We start from the raw sequence: 13,903 nt of genomic DNA on the forward strand, positions 1-13,903 counted from the left end.
CCTGAGCGAAGTCAGATTACTTTTGAACTTCTTGTACGCCGGATACGCGAACTTCTACGCGACGGTCCGGAGCCAGGCAGGAGATCAGCTGAGCCTTGGCCTTGACGCCGTCACACTTGGTGCCGGTGACCGGGTTGGCTTCGCCGCGACCTTCGATGGCAACCTTGCTGGCAGCCATACCCTTGCTGACCAGGAAGTTGGCAACGGTGCGGGCACGAGCTTCAGACAGCTTCTGGTTGTAAGCGTCGGAACCGATACGGTCGGTGTAACCAACAACAACGGCGTTGCCGTCTTTCGGCTGGAACTCAACGATTTGCTGGTACAGAGCGTTCAGGGCTTGCACACCTTCGGCCTTCAGGCTGTCTTTGCCAAAGGCGAACAGCACGTCGGAGTTCAGGGCGAAGTTCTTCTCAACGATTTGCGGAGCCGGGGCCGGTGCTTCTTCAACAACCGGGGCCGGAGCAGGCGCTACGTAGGAAGTACGGAACGGGTGGTAAACGGCTTCCAGGGTCGCAACGCTCTGGTTGGACTTGTAGCGTACGTTGTCGGCGTGCAGGTCAGCCACGTCCCACATGTAGCGGTAGCGAGCTTGCAGATCCAGCGCGTCGTTGACCTTGTAGGTCACACCGGCACCGGCCAGCGGGGATACTTTGGTATCGCTGGTGCCCAGACCGTCGGTGTGGCCCCAGTAGGCGCCAGCTTCACCGAACAGGGAGAAATCGTTGCCCAGCGGCAGACGAGCGATACCGGACAGGGTGGCACCCTGGCTCTCGTAACGGTTGCCGTCGGTGTTGCCACGGCCGGTGTACTGGTAGCCCAGCTCGGAACCGAAGTATTCGTTGAAGTTGTAACCAACGAAGGCATTGGCAGCAGCCGCATCTTCTTCGCCAACGTTCACGCCTTCGATCTTGTTCAGACCGTTGAAGTGAGTTGCACCAACACCGGCGCCGAAGTAGATGTCGTCAGCGGCGTGAGCTGCAGTTGCACCCATGGTGGCCATAGCGATGGCGATCAGGGAAGGAGCCATTTTCATCATAAAATAATCCTCGTTGAGATGGCACGTTGTTCACGTGCTTCGCACTTTGTAATTTATGTAAGCTGCTGGCTCTGTCGACCAACGACGTTGGTGCGAACAGGGATCCTAGATCCATCCAGGAGGCACATATCTGGGTGCACAAGTGCGCGGGTTGCACTGTCGACAATGCATACTCCGCCACGAACAGCCGACGTCATTCCGATGACGTGGCGCACTTTATGCCCATTTCAAAACATGATCAAGCTCACAGATAAGGGATGGGGCAAATTGTGTCGTAGGGATAACTGGCTGTTTCTTGGGATTTATTAGTGATCCAAGTAGGCGCGATGCAGTTTCTTCTCAAGCTTCATATAAGCCTCAGCCCAAGCGTGCCGCGGGGTGGCGTCACCCGCCCTGACCGAGAGGACAGCAAGATAGTCCGCCTCAGTTGCTTCGCACAGCAAGGGTGTGAAACTGAGCAAGAAGTGACGGGCGAGGTAGGGATCGAGAGGCCAGATGTTGAGGATGGCCCGCGCCACGGGCTGGACGGCGGTGGAGCAGATGAAGTGCCGATGACCCGCTTCCAGCCATTGGGCCATCTCGGCGAGGCTTTCTTCCGGCACGATGCCGCCATCGCCTTTCTCCCTGGCCAGCGTCATCGTATGACCATTGCCCAGTGCCAGGGTGCCGTTTTCTGCCACGACGCCGTCGTGGCTGCGCAGGGGAAGCGTCGCCTGGCCTTCAAGATAGAGGCTGCAGCTGTCCGGGAGGGCCGCCAGCACGGTGGTGGCGTCCCCCTGCATGGCCATGGGCAACCAGAACGCTTCGGCCCGGGTCTGCAGACCCTGGGCGAGCTGACGGGGGAGGGAGTCCGGGTCGGAATGAAGACGGGAAATGATGCCGGGAAATGCCATGTTGATGACTCTCTTGAAAATAACCGGCGAATTATACGAGGGATGGCCGGGCAACAAGAAAGGTTTCTTTTCGAGACTGTTTACCTGAGGCGACGCAGCGATTACCATCCCCGAGGTTTGTGAAGGGTTGTCGTCGAAAGACGCTGATTATAGATAGAGGCTCGACCATAACGAGTCCGTTCAAAACTGATACACTTGACTACGAGTCGTCGCGAAAAATAAAGGTGGAGTCAATCCGCCGAACGGAGTATGGAACACATGAATTCAAATATCGTAACTGTTGGCAAGAAGATCCGTCAGATCCGCGAAGCGGTAGGCCTGAGCCGTCCCAAGTTTGCCGATCTGCTGGGCGTCCCCCCAACCACCCTGAAGAACTATGAACTGGGTTACCGTGAAGTCGGAGGCGCCTTCCTGGTTGCCCTGGCCCACCACCCCGATCTGCACAAGTTCACCCTCTGGCTGCTGGCTGACAAGAAAGTCGCCGAAATCGGCCAGATCGGTCCGGACGATATTGCCAAGACTTGATTCAGTTCAACCTTGATAAAAATGCCGCCCTCGAGGCGGCATTTTTTATTTGTCAAAATGGATGATTATTTAATTAAATAATGCGTTGTGTGCGGTCAACGGCGATTTTCACTAAATCATCTTGTCGGGCTGGATTAATCCACGGAACACTCCGACCCTTTTAATTCAGGCGGTGATCCACACAGCGAGACAACGATGAGCCAATCCATTACCAAAGCCAGAGATGGGTTTACCAGCACCTTTGGCGTGCTGGCCGCGACCCTGGGGTCTGCCGTCGGGCTCGGCAATATCTGGAAGTTTCCCTATCTGACCGGTGAGAACGGTGGCGCCGGTTTTCTGCTGGTCTATGTCATCGCCACCCTGCTGGTGGGATTGCCGGTGATGATCTCCGAGATCATGCTGGGGCGCGAGGCCAGGACGGATGCGGTCAGCGGGCTCATCAAGCTGGCTCCAAAGGGGCAACCCTGGTGGCTGATCGCCGCCATGGGGGTGAGCGCGGCCTTCCTCATCATGTCGTTCTACTCCGAGGTGGCGGCCTGGGTGTTTGCCTACATCTTCAAGGCTGCCAGCGGCGAGATCCTCTCCACCGATCCCGCCGTCACGGGTGCTGCCTTCAATTCGCTTATAACGGATCCCTTGCAGAGTCTGCTCTGGCAGTGGCTGGTGCTGGCCCTGATGGGGGGGATCTTGCTGATGGGGGTCTCCAGGGGGATCGAAGCGGTCACCAAGCGGTTGATGCCACTGCTCTTCATCCTGCTGCTGGTGATAGGCGTGCGCAGCCTGACTCTGCCCGGAGCGAGCGAAGGACTGCATTTCCTGTTCTCGCCGGATTTCTCCAAGGTGACCGCAGGCGTCGTGCTGACGGCCATGGGGCTGGCGTTCTTCAAGCTCTCCATCGGGATGGGCTGCATGATGACCTATGGCAGCTACTTTCGGGACGATCAGCACATCCCTCTCACCACGGTACGGGTGATGTGCGCGGATCTCTTCGTCTCCATGCTGGCGGGGATCGCCATCTTCCCGGCGGTCTTTGCCTTTGGCTTCGAGCCGAGCGCAGGCCCCTCCCTGCTGTTCATCACCATACCCGCGGTCTTTGCCAGCATCCCGTTTGGACACCTCTTCATGGTGCTCTTCTTCGTGCTCTCCGCCATCGCAGCCACCGGGGCCATGCTCTCCATCCTGGAGGTGCCGGTCTCGGTGCTCTCCGAGCGCTTTCACATGAGCCGCACAAGGGCGACCCTGATCAACCTGCTGGTGCTGGGGGCGGTCGGCTCGACCTGTGCGCTCTCGAGCAGCACGCTGGCGGATGTGCAGGTTGGCGGGAAAACCTTCTTCGATCTGTTCGACTTCGTCTCTTCCAACGTGCTGATGCCCCTTGGCGGCATCTTCCTCTGCCTCTTTGTGGGCTGGGTATGGGGATTCGAGCGGATGACGACGGCGCTGACCAATGGAGGCAAGCTGGCGCTGCCCATCCTCAGGCCCCTGTTTTTCATCATCCGCTATGTGTCGCCGCTGCTGATCCTGGTAGTGATGCTCAAGGGGCTGGGGCTGTTCTGAGGCGCGTCGCCCGAAACAAAAAAGCGCCTATTGGCGCTCTTTTTGTCTTTTACCCCGATATGCCTTCATATCAGGCAGAGTCGTGACAGCTCCTCCTTGAGCTGCTCCAGGTTGCGCTCGACACAGGCTTCCCCCTCGTTGATGGCGTCGCTCGCGCGGTGGAAATCCATGATGGAGAGGTTGCCAAGGCGCGGGCAGAGCTGGATCTCGGGGGGATCCCCGGCCATCCGGGCACGGGTGATGCGCTCCTGCATGATGTTGATGGAGCCCGTCATCACCCCCCACATGCCGGGGGTACTGGGTTCGCGCTCGCCCCGGTTCAACCACTGGCTGAGCAGCCCCCCCTGCACGGGCTCGTCCGGTTCGTCGGTCCAGGGCTGGTGCATGTCGGTGTTGAGGTTGACGGCGATCACCACCTCGGCTCCCATGGCGCGGGCCAGGGAGATGGGGACCGGGTTGACCACGGCCCCGTCCACCAGCCAGCGATCCTCCACCCGGGTCGGGGTGAGGAGGCCGGGCATGCCGCAGGAGGCGCGCACACACTGGCGAAGCGGCCCTTCCTGCAACCAGATCTCGCGACCGGTATCGAGTTCGGTGGCGACGCAGGCAAAGGGCAGCGGCAGGCTTTCGATGGCGGGATCCCCCAGATGGCCGGCGGCGATGCCAAATACCTTGTCACCGCGAAACAGGCCGCCGGAGAGGGCAGGATCGAGCAGTCCCATCACCTGCAGGCGGCTGAAGCCGCGCACCCAGCTCTCCAGCTTGTCCAGTTCACCAGCGGCATAGGCGGCGCCGACAAAGCTGCCGATGGAGCAGCCAGCCACCAGATCCGGCTTGACGCCCAGTCGCTCCAGGGCACGGATGATGCCGATGTGGGCCCATCCTCGGGCCGCACCGCTACCCAGGGCCAATCCCAGACGGGGTTTTCGTGACACAGTTGCGTCTCCTGACATGAAGTGGGAGTCCAGCTTACTCCGGCTTCTCCTGTCCGTCATCCCGCCACGCTTCGCTGCGATTGCGGCCGTTGGCCTTGGCCTGATAGAGGGCGATATCGGCGCGGCGGATCACCTCCTGCAAGGAGATAGCCGGTGATTGACGACAGTGGCCCAGGCTGACGGTCACCTTCAGCTCGGCCGCGATGGCGCTCCAGGGATGCTCTGCTATGCACAGGCGAAGCCGCTCGGCCAAAGGGGCCAGAGGGATCGCTTCATCGGCGACGAGCAGCAGGAACTCCTCGCCGCCCCAGCGGATCAGGTGGCACTCCCGTGTCAGCAGGGATTGGCAGAGCTGCACCAGACGGATGAGGACCTGATCGCCCACCCCGTGGCCGAAACGGTCGTTGACCTGTTTGAAGTGATCGCAGTCAAACATGATGGCGCCGATACGTTGGCGGCCTGCCAGGGCCTGGCGGTGTTCGAAGGCATCGAAGTAGTGGCGGTTGAAGGCGCCGGTCAGGGCATCGTGGCGTGACAGGTAGTTGAGGCGCCGGTTGAGGCGCTGGGCACGCAGGCTGGAGACGGTCGCCACCACCAGACAGAGAATGGTGATGAGCGCCGTCGCCGATTGCCACAACAGCGTCTGCAGCAGAGGCAGCAGCGGGATGCGATGGATGAGGGAGAGCGGTGTCTCCGGGATGGGATAGACGAGCTGCAAGGCGCCCTGTTGCCACTCATATTCCGCTGACTGCGCCGTCCTGACGGGGGGCGGCGCGGTACCGGACTGGCTGCTGGCGAGGATCTGCTGATGGGCGTTGAGCAGGAACAGGGTGCCAATCCGGGGGGCGAGGCGGTGCAGGGTCTGCGCCAGCGTGACGGTCTGGATGTCGATGCTGAGCAGGCCAATGATCTGGCCGCCCTGGGTAATGGGCTGGGAGAGGGTGATCATCTGCCCCCGTCCGGCAAAATCCTGGTAGGGGCGCGAGAGCATGGCGTGCTCCAGGTGGGGATACCTGGCCATCGCCTCCTGCCAGTAGGCCTTGCTGTAAATCACGGGATCGAAGCGAAACTGGCTGGATGGCACCCAGGGATAGAGGTAGATGAAATTGTCCGTACCGGTGAAGTAGATCCAGGCCACGTCCCTGTCTAGCAGCTTGCTGGCCGTGGCGAGCAGGGGGGAGAGGCTGAGGGCGAGATGTATTCTGGCTTGCCGCTCGCTGCCGTCATGGGGCAGCGGGCCCTGCCCGGTCAGGTTGCCGATGAGGGCGGGGGGCAGATCGACGGGGATGCGATCCAGATTGATGCCGTGCTCCCCGTCGGATTGCAGCGCCTGATAGAGCTGGCGAGAGAGCACGGACTGGGGATTGCTGCGCAGGCGCTCCTCCGCCTGGCCGCGCATGGCCTCAAGGAAGGTCTCCATCCGCTGGTGCTGGCTGCTGAGCTGGGTCGCGGCGTTGATGGTGTCACGCTTGTTGATCTCGGTAACCTGGCGAAACGCATGTTGCAGGGCGAGCAGCAACAGCAGCAGGCCGAGGCCCAGCAGCAGCCACTGCAATCGGTATCTGGCAAAGGCGGGGGAGGGAATGGACATGGGCGTACCGGAAGATGGCGAGAGTCGGCATCAGTGTAAAGCAGAACCCTGACGCGCGTGCCGACAAGATGCGTTTTTGATGATCTTCTCACCGGACTGTTACGTTTTGTCACATTTATACATAGTCACGGCATAGTCAGGGGGTAACATGGTGCCATCCTTGATGAAGCTATCTCTTCTTCCTCTCTCTTTGACTGCATGGATCTTGTGATGAAAACGCGCGTGTGGCTGTGGCTTTTCCCTCTTCTTCTATTGCTGGCGGCGGGCGCCTGGCATCTGCGGCAGGCTGAACCCGCCAGCAAGCCTGCACCAAGAGAGATCAATATCAGGGCCGAAACCGTCAGGCAGAGTCTGGCCGAGCCCTCCATCAAGCTGGTGAGCAAGCTTGCGGCCAATCGCTCCGTGGCCATCAGCCCCGAGGTGACCGGCCGCATTGCCACCATCGCGGTGAGTTCCGGCCAGCAGGTCAAACAGGGGCAGACCCTGATCGCCCTGGATGCGGGCAAGCAGCAGGCGGAGCTGGCCGAGCAGAGCGCCAGCGTGCGCGACGAGGCCCGCAAGCTGCGGGACATGCGCAAGCTGGTGGCGCGAGGCGCCGTCACCACCTCGGAGCTGGAGGGGCAGGAGGCGACTGTTGCCCAGGCCCAGGCCCGGGTCGATGCGGCCCGTTACGAGCTCTCCCTGCGCACCCTGGCCGCCCCCTTCGACGGCACCGTCAGCCTCATCGATCTCAGCGAAGGAGCCCTGGTCAACAGCGGCGACGTGCTCTTGCATCTGGACGAGCTGGCAAAACTGCGGCTCGATCTGGCAGTGCCCGAGCGCTACCTCTCCCTGCTGCGCCCCGGCATGGCGGTGACGGCAACCAGCTCGGCCTGGCCGGATCAATCCTTTTCCGGCGTGCTGGAGACCCTCGACAGCCGGATCTCCAGCGACACCCAGAACATCAAGGCCCGTGTCATCCTGCCCAACACCGGTGGCCAGCTGCGGCCCGGCATGCTGATGAACGTGGATCTCTCTCTGCCGCCCCAGAAGATGACCCTGATCCCCGCCCAGTCGGTGGAGTACGCCGGCGAGCAGCGCTTCGTCTATCGCCTGGAGGCGGACGGACGGGTGAAGCGGGTGCCGGTGGAGCTTGGCGACACCCATGGCGAGGCCGTCTGGGTGCTCAAGGGGTTGAACGTCGGCGATCGCATCGCGGTGGAGGGGCTGGTCAATCTGCGCGACGGCGCCCAGGTACGTGATCTGGGCGAGGTGAAAGGCTGATGTGGCTCTCCGATATCTCAGTACGCCGTCCCCTGGTGGCGGTGGTCATCAGCGCCCTGCTCACCGTGTTCGGCCTGGTGGCCTTCAGCAAACTCACCGTGCGGGAGATGCCGGATGTGCAGACCCCGTCCGTCTCCATCACCACCACCTATGAGGGGGCGGCCCCCGAGGTGATGGAGAGCCAGGTCACCAAGCCCATCGAGGATCAGCTCTCCGGCATCAGCGGCATCAAGAACATCAACTCGGTGACCCGCAAGGGGCGCTCCTCCATCACGGTGGAGTTCAAGCTCGGCTGGAACATGCTGGAGGGCACCTCCGACGTGCGTGACGCCATCTCCCGGGCCAGACCCAAGCTGCCAGACGGGGCGGACGAGCCCATGGTGACCAAGGACAACGGCAACGGGGATGTGGCCATCTGGCTCAACTTCAGCAGCACCCAGATGGATCGTACCGCCATGACGGATTACGCCAATCGCATGCTGGTGGACCCTTTGAGCCTGGTGGACGGGGTGAGCGAGGTCTCCCTCTCCGGCGACCTGACCCAGGTGATGTACGTGCGGCTGCGCCCCGCCGACATGGCGGCCCGCGGCATCACGGTGGCCGACGTGCAGGATGCCCTCAAGCGGGAGAACATCGAGCTGCCGGGCGGCGAGATCCGCAACAACACCATGACCATGGCGGTGCAGATCGCACGGCTCTATCACAGTGCGGAAGATTTTCGCACCCTGCCGGTGAAAACCGCCACCAATGGTCAGAGCATCTATCTGGCGGACATTGCGGATGTGGAGGTGGGGGCAAAGAACGAAGACAGCGCCTATCAGCGCAACGGCCGCGAGAGCCTGGGGATTGGCATCGTCGCCCAGTCCACCGCCAATCCTCTGGCGGTGGCCCAGGGCATCGAGAAAAAGCTCGTGGAGATGCAGCGCTTCCTGCCGGAGGGGGCAACCCTTGAGGTCGACTACGACTCCACCATCTTCATCAAGCAGGCCATCGACGAGGTATACGAGACACTCGCCATCTGCGCCCTGCTGGTGGTCGCCGTGCTCTATCTCTTCCTCGGGCAGGGGCGCACCACGCTCATCCCCGCCATCACGGTACCCGTCTCCCTGATTTCGGCCTTCATCGGTGCCTGGTATCTGGGCTTTTCCATCAACCTCATTACCTTGCTGGCCCTCATCCTCGCCATTGGCCTGGTGGTGGATGACGCCATCGTGGTGGTAGAGAACATCCACCACCACCTGCAACGGGGCGAGTCCCCCTTGATGGCGGCCTGGCACGGCACCCGGGAGGTGGGCTTTGCCGTCATCGCCACCACCGCCGTGCTGGTGATGGTGTTCGTGCCCATCGCCTTCATGGACGGCATGGTGGGGCGCCTCTTCACCGAGTTCGCCATCCTGCTCTCCTTGGCCGTGCTCTTCTCCTCCCTGGTGGCGCTCACCCTGACCCCGGCCATGGGCTCCTGGCTGATGCGTGCCGTGGACAAACCCAACGCCCTGACCGCCACCCTGGACAAGGGACTTGGCTGGGTGGAGGAGCGTTATCGCCGTGTGTTGGGAGCCGTGCTGCGCCGCGCCGTCTGGATGCCCCTGGTGTTGCTGCTCTGCCTTGGCGGCATTGGCGCCCTCTTTGGCAAGCTGCCCGCGAGCCTCACCCCGACCGAGGACAGGGGCGTGCTCTATGTGTTCGTGAAAGGGGCGGAGGGCACCAGCATCGAGCGGATGAAGCGCAACATGCAGCAGGTGGAGGCCGCCATCCTGCCGCTGCTCGGCAAGGGGGTGGTGCAGGCCATGAGCTTCAGCACCCCGGCCTTCGGGCGCGGTGGCGATCAGACCGGCATGGCCATCATCCAGCTCAGTGACTGGGCGGTGCGGGACGAAACGGCCACCGAGTTTGGCCGCTCCCTGAGCGGTCGCCTCGCCGGCATCCCCGACGTGATGATCCGCACCTTCCAGCCGGGGTTCAGAGGCGGCTCCACCGCGGCGGTGCAGTTCGTGCTGCAAGGCTCCGATTACGGCGAGCTCAACCAGCAGGGGCTGGCGCTCAAGGAGGCGGCGGCCCGGAGCGGGCTGATGCAGAGCCCGGATCTCGACTATGCCGAGAAGACCCCGGAGCTGCAGGTGACCATAGAGCGGGAGCGAGCCACTCAGCTCGGCATTCCGGTCTCCACCATCGCAAGCTCCCTGCAGGCCCTGCTCGGCGGCGTCAGCCAGACCACCTATGTGGACAGGGGCGAAGAGTATGATGTCTACCTGCGCGCCAACCAGACCCAGTTCAACGGCATCTCCGACATCAGCCGCATCTATTTGAAGGCCGCGAGCGGCGAGATGGTGAGCCTCTCCACCCTGGCGACCGTCACTCAGGTGGCCAGCCCCCAGCGCCTCAACCACTACCAGCGCCAGAAGGCGGTCACCCTCACCGCGGACGTGGCCCCCGGCCACACCCTGGGGGAGGCGCTCGACTTCCTGGATGGCTGGGCCGCAGATCACCTGCCCACCGGCATGTCGGTGGATTACGCCGGCGAGTCCAAGGACTATCGCGACAACCAGGGGGAGATGGCACTGGTGTTCGGCCTGGCCCTGCTGGTGGTCTATCTGGTGCTGGTGGCTCAGTTCGAGAGCCTGCTGACCCCGGCGGTGGTGATGATGACGGTGCCGCTCGGCATCTTCGGCGGCCTGCTCGGCCTCTGGCTCACGGGGCAGGAGCTCAGCATCTACAGCCAGATAGGCATGATCATGCTCATCGGCATGGTGACCAAGAACGGCATCCTCATCGTCGAGTTCATCAACCAGCTGCGCCAGCGGGGTGAAGGGTTCGAGGAGGCGATCATCAAGGGGTCGGTGCGCCGCTTGCGCCCCATCTTGATGACCTCGCTCACCGCCATCATCGGCGCCGTGCCCCTGATGCTCTCCATGGGGGCGGGGTACGAGAGCCGGATGGCCGTGGGGACCGTGGTTTTCTTCGGCTTGTCCTTGGCGACCCTGGTGACCCTGCTGGTGGTGCCCGCCATCTATCACCTGATCGCCAGACGCGCGGGGATGACGGGAGCGCGGGACCGACTGGTGGACGAAATACTGGCCACGGCAATCCCGGCCAGTCCCTCCACGGTGCCGGGGGCGGTGGCCCCCGAGGGGCGTGACAAACCGGCGGCCTAGCGTGCCGACCCGGATGACAGCAAGCAGGGCGCCAATGGGCGCCCTGCTTGTTGATGAGATCGGAGTCTGTCACGCCGACCTGTCGCGCCCTCTCGAAGGCGCCCCTTCCCCTCGCGTTCTGTAGGGGCAAAAAGCCGTCGCCCCCGCCTTGCTCTGCCGGTATAATGCGCGACCCGAATTGTTCCAGGTGGTCAAAATGCAGCCGGTTACCAACCTCTTCTCCTATCCCCGTTACTGGGCCGAGTGCTACGGCACGGCGCCCTTCCTGCCCATGTCCCGCGCGGAGATGGACAAGCTTGGCTGGGACAGCTGCGACATCGTGCTGGTGACAGGCGACGCCTACGTGGATCATCCGAGCTTCGGCATGGCGGTGATTGGCCGCATGCTCGAATCCCAGGGTTTTCGGGTCGGCATCATCGCCCAGCCAGACTGGTCATCGAAGGATGACTTCATGCGCCTGGGCAAGCCCAACCTCTTCTACGGGGTGACGGCGGGCAACATGGACTCCATGATCAACCGCTACACCGCCGACAAGAAGCTGCGCCACGACGACGCCTACACCCCGGGGGATGTGGGCGGCAAGCGGCCGGATCGTGCCACCCTGGTCTATACCCAGCGTTGCAAGGAGGCCTATAAAGAGGTCCCGGTGGTCATCGGTGGCATCGAGGCATCGCTTCGCCGTATCGCCCACTACGACTACTGGTCCGAGACCATCCGTCGCTCCATTCTCATCGACGCCAAGGCCGACATCCTCATCTACGGCAACGCCGAGCGCCCCTTGGTGGAGGTGGCTCACCGCATCGCAGGCGGCGAGACCATCGACACCATGCAGGACATTCGCGGCACCGCCGTCATCCGCAAGGAGCCGCTGCCGGGCTGGCGCGGGGTGGATTCGAGCAAGCTCGACCAGATTGGCCGCATCGATCCCATCCCCAACCCCTACATGGAAGGGGCGCCTTGCAGCGATGATGAAGGCACTGCACCGGCTGCGCAGGAGGCCAAGCCCATCCTGGTGCAGCCGCCCAAGCAGAAGCCGTGGGAGCAGACTTACGTCAAGCTGCCGGCGTTCGAGCGGGTGAAGGAGGACAAGGTGCTCTACGCCCATGCGTCGCGCATCCTGCACCATGAGACCAACCCGGGCTGCGCCCGCGCCCTCTCCCAGGCCCACGGTGATCGCATCATCTGGGTCAACCCGCCCGCCTTCCCGCTCGAAACCGACGAGATGGATGGGGTGTTCGGCCTGCCGTACCAGCGGGTGCCGCACCCGGCCTATGGCAACGAGAAGATCCCGGCCTACGACATGATCAAGACCTCGGTCAACATCATGCGCGGCTGCTTTGGCGGCTGCTCCTTCTGCTCCATCACCGAGCACGAGGGGCGCATCATCCAGAGCCGCTCGGAAGAGTCGATCCTCAAAGAAATCGAAGAGATCCGCGACAAGGTGCCGGGCTTTACCGGCGTCATCTCGGATCTGGGCGGCCCCACCGCCAACATGTACCGCTTACGCTGCAAGAGCCCCAAGGCCGAGCAGACCTGTCGCCGTGCCTCCTGCGTCTGGCCGACCATCTGCCCGCACATGGACACCGACCACAGCCCGACCATCAACCTCTATCGCAAGGCGCGCGACCTCAAGGGCATCAAGAAGATCCTGATCGCCTCTGGGGTGCGTTACGACATCGCGGTGGAAGATCCGCGCTACATCAAGGAGCTGGCCAAGTACCACGTCGGCGGCTACCTCAAGATCGCGCCGGAACACACCGAGGAGGGCCCGCTCTCCAAGATGATGAAGCCGGGCATGGGCAGCTACTACAGCTTCAAGGAGCTGTTCGACAAGTACTCCAAAGAGGCGGGCAAGCAGCAGTACCTGATCCCCTACTTCATCTCCGCCCACCCGGGCACCACGGATGAAGACATGGTGAACATGGCGCTCTGGATTAAAGCAAACCGCTTCAAGCTCGATCAGGTGCAGAACTTCTACCCGTCGCCGCTCGCCAACGCCACCACCATGTATTACACCGAGAAAAACCCGCTCAACAAGGTGAGCCGCCAGGGCGGGGACGTGTTCGTGGTGAAAGGGGAGCGTCGCCGTCGCCTGCACAAGGCGCTGCTGCGCTATCACGATCCGGCCGGCTGGCCGATGATCCGCGAAGCCCTGCTGGAGATGGGCAAGGGTCACCTCATCGGCAACGGCCCCGACTGCCTGGTGCCGCCGGAAGGCCGTGGTGAAGCCAAGGCCGAGCGCAGCCGCAGCAAGGGCCTCAAGCCCGCGTTGACCCGCCACAGTGCCATCACCCATCAGCGCAGCAATGGGGCGGGCAACAAGGCTGCTGGCGGCAAGGCAGGCAATGGCAAACCGGCTGGTTCTCAGTTGCAGAAAGGTGCTGGCAATGGCAAGCCAGCTTCTCAAGGCGCAGGTCAGGGCAAACCAGTAGGGCAGGGGAAACCCGCTCACAAGGGTAAAGCCCCGACCCGCGCTGGCTCTGCCAAGCCGGGGGCCAAACCCGCTACTCAGGGCGGCAAGCCTGCAGCCAAAGGGAATGGTGCCAAGCGACCGGCAAGGTGAGTTGGTTGATTGGAAAGCGATAGAAATAAAAAGGCGACCGGATGGTCGCCTTTTTAATTTTATGAACATGGTAGTAGGTGTCTTAGAATAGCTTTTAAAAATGCACTGGTGTTGTTGTTGTTGATGTTTTGAAATGCACAAGTACTAATATTATACCCTTGAGATACCGACATTTTACCTTCTGAGCATCTACTATTCATATATTGTGAAACTGGGAATAATAAATCGTCAAATGTACCAGGGGTAGGTGTGTCAATGTCATTTTCAAACATCTGAACATATAGTGCTCCAGAATCATCAATCCATAAATGATATTGAATATGACCACCACCCTTTATCTTTGGTGCTTTCCCTTGAAAATTCTCTATTTTTTTCATGTCAACTCCAG

The 13,903-nt window shown here is 61.9% G+C and carries 10 protein-coding genes; 5 read left to right on the plus strand and 5 right to left on the minus strand.

The window, feature by feature from the left end; translation table 11 throughout:
• Positions 1–16: 16 nt before the first annotated feature.
• Entirely contained in the window at positions 17–1,036 is a 1,020-nt protein-coding gene (gene ompA, locus ACB037_RS05170; protein ID WP_010673501.1) for a porin OmpA, read from the minus strand.
• Between the two features lie 305 nt (positions 1,037–1,341).
• A complete protein-coding gene (locus ACB037_RS05175) occupies positions 1,342–1,929 on the minus strand; it encodes a hypothetical protein (protein WP_103244459.1) in 588 nt (195 codons plus the stop codon).
• A gap of 258 nt (positions 1,930–2,187) precedes the next feature.
• On the opposite strand from ACB037_RS05175, the gene ACB037_RS05180 reads away from it, so the two are divergent.
• Positions 2,188–2,454 carry a helix-turn-helix domain-containing protein gene (locus tag ACB037_RS05180; RefSeq protein ID WP_371174983.1) on the plus strand — a complete coding sequence of 89 codons (267 nt, stop codon included), beginning with the start codon at positions 2,188–2,190 and terminating at the stop codon, positions 2,452–2,454.
• A gap of 195 nt (positions 2,455–2,649) precedes the next feature.
• Positions 2,650–4,011 (plus strand): sodium-dependent transporter, encoded by a 1,362-nt coding sequence (locus ACB037_RS05185; protein ID WP_042882462.1) that lies wholly within the window; start codon positions 2,650–2,652, stop codon positions 4,009–4,011.
• Positions 4,012–4,076: 65 nt separating this feature from the next.
• Here the strand turns inward: ACB037_RS05185 and rssA are convergent, their stop codons facing one another.
• Together rssA and ACB037_RS05195 are read right to left on the minus strand one after the other, a co-directional pair.
• On the minus strand, positions 4,077–4,946 hold the full coding sequence (gene rssA / locus ACB037_RS05190; protein WP_029313973.1) for a patatin-like phospholipase RssA: 870 nt from the start codon (positions 4,944–4,946) through the stop codon (positions 4,077–4,079).
• A 34-nt stretch (positions 4,947–4,980) separates the two neighbouring features.
• The gene (locus ACB037_RS05195; protein ID WP_039039306.1) at positions 4,981–6,537 is read right to left on the minus strand and encodes a sensor domain-containing diguanylate cyclase; all 1,557 of its coding nucleotides are present in this window, start codon (positions 6,535–6,537) and stop codon (positions 4,981–4,983) included.
• Between the two features lie 210 nt (positions 6,538–6,747).
• Here ACB037_RS05195 and ACB037_RS05200 point away from each other — a divergent pair, with 210 nt between their 5' ends.
• From ACB037_RS05200 to ACB037_RS05210, 3 genes are all read left to right on the plus strand, one after another.
• Positions 6,748–7,800 (plus strand): efflux RND transporter periplasmic adaptor subunit, encoded by a 1,053-nt coding sequence (locus ACB037_RS05200; RefSeq protein ID WP_039039307.1) that lies wholly within the window; start codon positions 6,748–6,750, stop codon positions 7,798–7,800.
• A complete protein-coding gene (locus tag ACB037_RS05205; RefSeq protein ID WP_371174984.1) occupies positions 7,800–10,952 on the plus strand; it encodes an efflux RND transporter permease subunit in 3,153 nt (1,050 codons plus the stop codon). The genes ACB037_RS05200 and ACB037_RS05205 overlap by 1 nt, the downstream gene beginning before the upstream one ends.
• Positions 10,953–11,148: 196 nt before the next feature.
• Complete coding sequence (locus ACB037_RS05210; protein ID WP_371174985.1) at positions 11,149–13,515, plus strand: YgiQ family radical SAM protein; 2,367 nt, start codon at positions 11,149–11,151, stop codon at positions 13,513–13,515.
• Positions 13,516–13,574: 59 nt separating this feature from the next.
• Here the strand turns inward: ACB037_RS05210 and ACB037_RS05215 are convergent, their stop codons facing one another.
• The gene (locus tag ACB037_RS05215) at positions 13,575–13,892 is read right to left on the minus strand and encodes a hypothetical protein (protein ID WP_371174986.1); all 318 of its coding nucleotides are present in this window, start codon (positions 13,890–13,892) and stop codon (positions 13,575–13,577) included.
• Between the last annotated feature and the right edge of the window lie 11 nt (positions 13,893–13,903).

Origin of the sequence: Aeromonas sp. S19(2024), assembly GCF_041402625.1 — a bacterium.
GTDB lineage: Bacteria > Pseudomonadota > Gammaproteobacteria > Enterobacterales > Aeromonadaceae > Aeromonas > Aeromonas caviae.

Bases quoted from the DNA above. Each gene is read 5' to 3' on its own strand.
- ompA (WP_010673501.1), bottom strand. From the start codon at position 1,036: ATGATGAAAATGGCTCCTTCCCTGATCGCCATCGCTATGGCCACCATG.
- ACB037_RS05175 (WP_103244459.1), bottom strand. From the start codon at position 1,929: ATGGCATTTCCCGGCATCATTTCCCGTCTTCATTCCGACCCGGACTCC.
- ACB037_RS05180 (WP_371174983.1), top strand. From the start codon at position 2,188: ATGAATTCAAATATCGTAACTGTTGGCAAGAAGATCCGTCAGATCCGC.
- ACB037_RS05185 (WP_042882462.1), top strand. From the start codon at position 2,650: ATGAGCCAATCCATTACCAAAGCCAGAGATGGGTTTACCAGCACCTTT.
- ACB037_RS05195 (WP_039039306.1), bottom strand. From the start codon at position 6,537: ATGTCCATTCCCTCCCCCGCCTTTGCCAGATACCGATTGCAGTGGCTG.
- ACB037_RS05200 (WP_039039307.1), top strand. From the start codon at position 6,748: ATGAAAACGCGCGTGTGGCTGTGGCTTTTCCCTCTTCTTCTATTGCTG.
- ACB037_RS05205 (WP_371174984.1), top strand. From the start codon at position 7,800: ATGTGGCTCTCCGATATCTCAGTACGCCGTCCCCTGGTGGCGGTGGTC.
- ACB037_RS05210 (WP_371174985.1), top strand. From the start codon at position 11,149: ATGCAGCCGGTTACCAACCTCTTCTCCTATCCCCGTTACTGGGCCGAG.
- ACB037_RS05215 (WP_371174986.1), bottom strand. From the start codon at position 13,892: ATGAAAAAAATAGAGAATTTTCAAGGGAAAGCACCAAAGATAAAGGGT.